Consider the following 4647-nt stretch of genomic DNA (forward strand, 5'->3'; position numbering starts at 1 on the left):
GATGAAAATAATGTGCCGGAAAGCGAGCGTTTTGTGGTGGTTCCTGCATGGTACTATGGCTTGCTACTGAAAGATGCTCGTTTCACGAAAGACCCAAGTATCATCCGCACAGGCTATTTAGGAGATATTGATGGCATGATCGTTTATAAATCGAATAACGTACCAAATACCGCAGGAGCTAAGTATAAAATCATCGCAGGTCATAAGAGTGCGATTTCGTTTGCAGGGCAAGTGGATTCGGTGGAAGCATTCAGACCAGAGAAACAATTTTCAGATGCAGTAAAAGGGTTACAGGTATTCGGAGCTAAATGTATCAAGCCGGAAGCTCTCGCTGTACTCACAGCGAATAAGTCTTAATTGAAAATGTATGATTATGAGAACACATTATAATAGAAGAAACACGTTCGGGGTATCCGTTTTGGATGCCCTTAATTTCATTTTTGGAGGGTAATAAGATGTGGTTTTTGAATCAAGAAACAGGCTGCACATGGGAAGTCACGGATCAGGAGTTGGTGTTGAGGTTACAGGCTAATGGGCATTATGAGCAGGTGAATGAGCCTAATCCAGATGAGACTGAGGAAGATGAACCTGTAACGAAAGCACAAGTTGTCAAGAATATGAAACGTACCGAGAAGGCACAGATAAAGGAGAAACAGGAGTCAGCACATGAGTGATTCATTGAATTTACTTAAACGGTTATTAGGCATGGAACCAACAGACATATCCAAGGATGATATCCTGATCCACTATTTGAATATTAACAGCCACCTTAGCAAGTGATCCTAGCATGACCATAGAAAAGACCATTAGCCTTAAGAATTTATTTTAATCTTTATTATCTATCGGCTTGCCTTAGAGGTGAGCTATTTTTTATTTCAAAGGAGCGCATACATATGCAACGAAAATCTATCGACTACCTACTGAGTCTAAGCCTATTAAAGCAATTGAGATCACTAAATGTAATTACGGAAGAAGAGTTTATAGCCATTGACCAGCTTAATAAAAAATCTTTCAAGTAACTATAACATGGGCAGAAATGGACTTGATGATGTGCCGCAAGCATTATACCATGTGACCGTATAAAGAAGATATCGAAGGGAGAAACACCTATGGCCCAAGCCACAACCGCAAAAAAAGTCGTCGTTGTTCCCATTAAAACGATGGACATCGTAGAGGGAATTCAATCGATTCAAAAGAAGAAAGTCGCTGCCTATTGCCGGGTCAGTACCGATTCCGAGGAGCAAAAGGAAAGCTACACCAATCAGGTGAATCATTACACCCAATACATTCAAAACAACTTGGAATGGGAAATGGCGGATATTTACGCCGATGAAGGTATCAGTGGAACCAACACCAAAAATAGAACGCATTTTAATCGGATGATACAGGATGCTCGAAATGGTAAACTGGATCTGATACTGGTCAAGTCGATTTCGAGATTTGCTAGGAATACACTGGATTTATTGAAATATGTACGGGAACTGAAAAGTCTCGGAGTCGCTGTATTCTTTGAACGAGAGAACATTAATACACTCGATACAACAGGTGAAGTATTGCTGACCATTCTGAGTTCCCTTGCCCAAGACGAGAGTCGGAATATTTCTGAGAATAGTCGATGGGGAATATTACGAGGCTTCCAAAACGGCAAAGTCTTCTGCAACACCACTCGCTTCCTTGGCTACGATAAGGATGAACATGGTGAATTGGTGATTAACGAGCCAGAAGCAGAGATTGTGCGGCGCATATACGAGGAGTATTTGGATGGCAAAAGCTATCAGGCGATAGCCAGAGGTTTGATGCGAGATCACATTAAAACAGTCACGGGTGGCGATACGTGGTGGGATTCCTCCATTACATTAATTCTGACGAATGAGAAATATTACGGAGCTTTGCTTCAGCAAAAGACGGTAACGGTAGATTTTCTAACCCACAAACGAATAAGGAATAAAGGACAGGAGCAGCAATATTTAATTGAGGACAACCATGAACCGATTGTCTCGAAGGAACTATTTGAAGCGGTGCAAAAGGAAAAGGAACGGAGGGCCAAGCTGAAAGGGAGTGTGATGGGGGAGAGTAAACGATACTCCAGTAAATATGCACTGAGCAGTAAAGTATATTGTGGATGCTGCGGAGCTATTTTTAAACGCCGAACCTGGAACAGCAATAACCCATCCAAAAAAGTAGTATGGCAATGCAAAACGTATGTCAATAAAGGTAAAGTAGCCTGTGATGCCAAATCAGTCGATGAACAAGTTTTACATTTCGCGTTTGTACGATTGTTTAATCGGATGTATAAGAATAAGAAAGGATTCATGAAGACGTTGAAAGCCAATATTGAATCGGTACTTTCCAGCAAAGTAGGGCAAGAACCGCTATTGGACATCGAAGGACAGATGCAACAATTGAAATCTGACTTGAAGGAATTAGTGAATCTCAAGCTACGGAATCAGATTGATGAGGCCGTATATGAAGAAGAAACAAATAGGCTTTCAAGTGAACTCAACGAGCTACGACAACAGAAGCTGACACTGGAGCAGGAGCATGAGCAAAAGGCACAACTCAAGGAACGTGTCGATGAAATCATTCAAGTACTAAGCACACAGCAGGATATACTGGAACAATTTGATGATAACCTATTTAATGCGTTGGTGGAGAAGATAACCATTCTCTCACCAGCGCATTTTGTTTTTACCTTGAAAAGTGGAATGGACATAGACGAAATACTGGACTAACGAAACCATAGGCTGAAACGATCAATAGGCTAGAGAATATTTGTGGAGTGCATGACGGGAAGAATCAATCGAATCCCGTCTTTCACTCCTTCCATGTAGATGGATTGCTTGTCCTGACTTAGCTGATAGCCTATGGCTTCTTCCCATTCAGATAGCAGACGTTGAATATCTTCGTTTTGGTTGGTTTTGAATTGATCCATTTGAGTGAATAGATTGTTGTCCTCTGATGAACATGAAGCTTGTTGTTCACTGGCTAGTTCTATCTGATAAAAACGTTGGCGTAATGCTTCCTGAAACCAATCTGGCCAATTTGACATAACACATTTCCCTCCCGTGGTTGAAGTGTGTGTATGTTAACTCTGTTTGGGAGGGGTGGCAAGTCATTGTTTTTATAGTGTGGAGGGTTGTTGAATTATCTTTAAAAATATATTTTTCATTAAGAAAATTTTGGGTATGTAAATTTAAATATTGTAAAAAAACCCATTTAAGTAATAATAACAAAAAACAGATCCATTATGGTGGTATCTGACCATAATCGACCTGTTCAATGTAACGGAATAGCGTTATTTAGGTTGTAAAATTAAAGCATTTGATGTGCGTACAACCGAAATGAAGAAATCTTTATACGGGTATTACATGGGTTATTTGTGTTATTGGTGAATGATGGGTTCATTCGGTACTGGGTAGCCCCACCATTCCTCTTCGACTTTAAGTCATCAGCCAGTTAGCTTGAAACAAATTCTTTTTCAATCCTTGATATATAATTCTCTACAGTAGCAAGCTGATCGGGATGACGAGTAAGGTACTCGGTCGATGCTTCTTTCAAATACTTAATAAAAACTTCATTATCTAAAATAACTGACTCTTCTTCTGGCACAATAGGATAATCAAAATAATAGATAACTCCCGTATCACCGAAGTAATCTTCTTCCCATGATTTGAACTCATGAGCAAATACACACCATACTGCTTCTACTCCATATCCTTCTCCTTTTGAGTAACTGTCTAAAATCGTTAAAAACCTATCATCCCCTAAGACTTTATAATAATTTAATACCATTTTTCTATTTTTTTCATTATCATATCCCATTTCCTGATCCATCACTATCACCTCTACTCATTTCTTGGGACTATAGGAAATACATTCGTTACTTTTCCTGTCGTTTCATCAATATATCCTTCAAACTCTAAACCATTAGATGAACTTCCCCTAACAACACGCCCATCTACTTTACCATTTTCCATAGCCTCTTTCCCCCACTTAATAATATCTGCATCCGATATCTTTTGGGGATCATAAACAGTTTTCGGTTTTGGAATACTTTTCAGCTCACCCACTATAATATTACCTTCCCTATCTAATGCTGGAATTCCATATTTTGTTTCTGTTATTCCATCAATATAAGGATGCTTTCTTTCATAAATTATACAATCTTCAAGATTCCATCCTTCATCAGTAAATGCCTTCTCGAAGTTTTCCCTGTTATGTCCCCCAACAACTCCCTTATTTTTCTTTCTCACAATACCCTGCACATTAATTATATGATCCTCAAAGTCTGCAGTATAAGAGAAAACATTTTTACCCGTCCCCTTATTACCCTTACCCGAGTACTCTCCTGATTCTAATGCATCAATCTGTTTTTGTCTCTCAGGCGAAATCTTTGCACCGGAACCTTTAGAATGTGGGACGTCAGGACCAGGATCATGAAACTTATAATGACCTCTATCTGTTGCGAGGATCGGTGATCTTTTAGTTATACGGATATTCATCTTTCGGGATATACTTTGCAAGTAATTCTCCAAGGATTCAAAATTGGTTGGAAAACGGATGGCATTCGTTTTGAATTTTCCATCTCCAGCCTTGGCAAGGGCAGATTCGGCTTTTGCTGTATCTCCGAGTAATCCCGGCGCTCCA

6 protein-coding genes and 1 pseudogene are annotated in these 4647 nt (G+C 39.6%); 4 read left to right on the plus strand and 3 right to left on the minus strand.

Annotated features, from left to right (window positions below):
* From ACIFO6_RS24020 to ACIFO6_RS24035, 4 genes and pseudogenes are all read left to right on the plus strand, one after another.
* Positions 1–357, plus strand: a pseudogene (locus tag ACIFO6_RS24020) (P22 coat protein - protein 5 domain protein); the annotation flags it as partial.
* A 98-nt stretch (positions 358–455) separates the two neighbouring features.
* A complete protein-coding gene (locus ACIFO6_RS24025) occupies positions 456–674 on the plus strand; it encodes a hypothetical protein (RefSeq protein WP_430044555.1) in 219 nt (72 codons plus the stop codon).
* 219 nt (positions 675–893) lie between these two features.
* A complete protein-coding gene (locus ACIFO6_RS24030) occupies positions 894–1019 on the plus strand; it encodes an SHOCT domain-containing protein (RefSeq protein ID WP_430044557.1) in 126 nt (41 codons plus the stop codon).
* A 90-nt stretch (positions 1020–1109) separates the two neighbouring features.
* On the plus strand, positions 1110–2732 hold the full coding sequence (locus tag ACIFO6_RS24035) for a recombinase family protein (protein WP_430044559.1): 1623 nt from the start codon (positions 1110–1112) through the stop codon (positions 2730–2732).
* A 29-nt stretch (positions 2733–2761) separates the two neighbouring features.
* Here the strand turns inward: ACIFO6_RS24035 and ACIFO6_RS24040 are convergent, their stop codons facing one another.
* From ACIFO6_RS24040 to ACIFO6_RS24050, 3 genes are all read right to left on the minus strand, one after another.
* Complete coding sequence (locus ACIFO6_RS24040) at positions 2762–3049, minus strand: hypothetical protein (RefSeq protein ID WP_430044561.1); 288 nt, start codon at positions 3047–3049, stop codon at positions 2762–2764.
* A 407-nt stretch (positions 3050–3456) separates the two neighbouring features.
* Entirely contained in the window at positions 3457–3834 is a 378-nt protein-coding gene (gene cdiI, locus ACIFO6_RS24045; protein WP_430044563.1) for a ribonuclease toxin immunity protein CdiI, read from the minus strand.
* 11 nt (positions 3835–3845) lie between these two features.
* A partial coding sequence (locus ACIFO6_RS24050; protein WP_430044565.1) for a CdiA family toxin C-terminal domain-containing protein occupies positions 3846–4647 on the minus strand: 802 nt, incomplete at its 5' end.

Source organism: Paenibacillus sp. NRS-1781, assembly GCF_050467745.1.
Taxonomy (GTDB): domain Bacteria; phylum Bacillota; class Bacilli; order Paenibacillales; family Paenibacillaceae; genus Paenibacillus; species Paenibacillus terrae_A.

Bases quoted from the DNA above. Each gene is read 5' to 3' on its own strand.
- ACIFO6_RS24040 (WP_430044561.1), bottom strand. From the start codon at position 3,049: ATGTCAAATTGGCCAGATTGGTTTCAGGAAGCATTACGCCAACGTTTT.
- ACIFO6_RS24035 (WP_430044559.1), top strand. From the start codon at position 1,110: ATGGCCCAAGCCACAACCGCAAAAAAAGTCGTCGTTGTTCCCATTAAA.
- ACIFO6_RS24025 (WP_430044555.1), top strand. From the start codon at position 456: ATGTGGTTTTTGAATCAAGAAACAGGCTGCACATGGGAAGTCACGGAT.
- cdiI (WP_430044563.1), bottom strand. From the start codon at position 3,834: ATGGATCAGGAAATGGGATATGATAATGAAAAAAATAGAAAAATGGTA.
- ACIFO6_RS24030 (WP_430044557.1), top strand. From the start codon at position 894: ATGCAACGAAAATCTATCGACTACCTACTGAGTCTAAGCCTATTAAAG.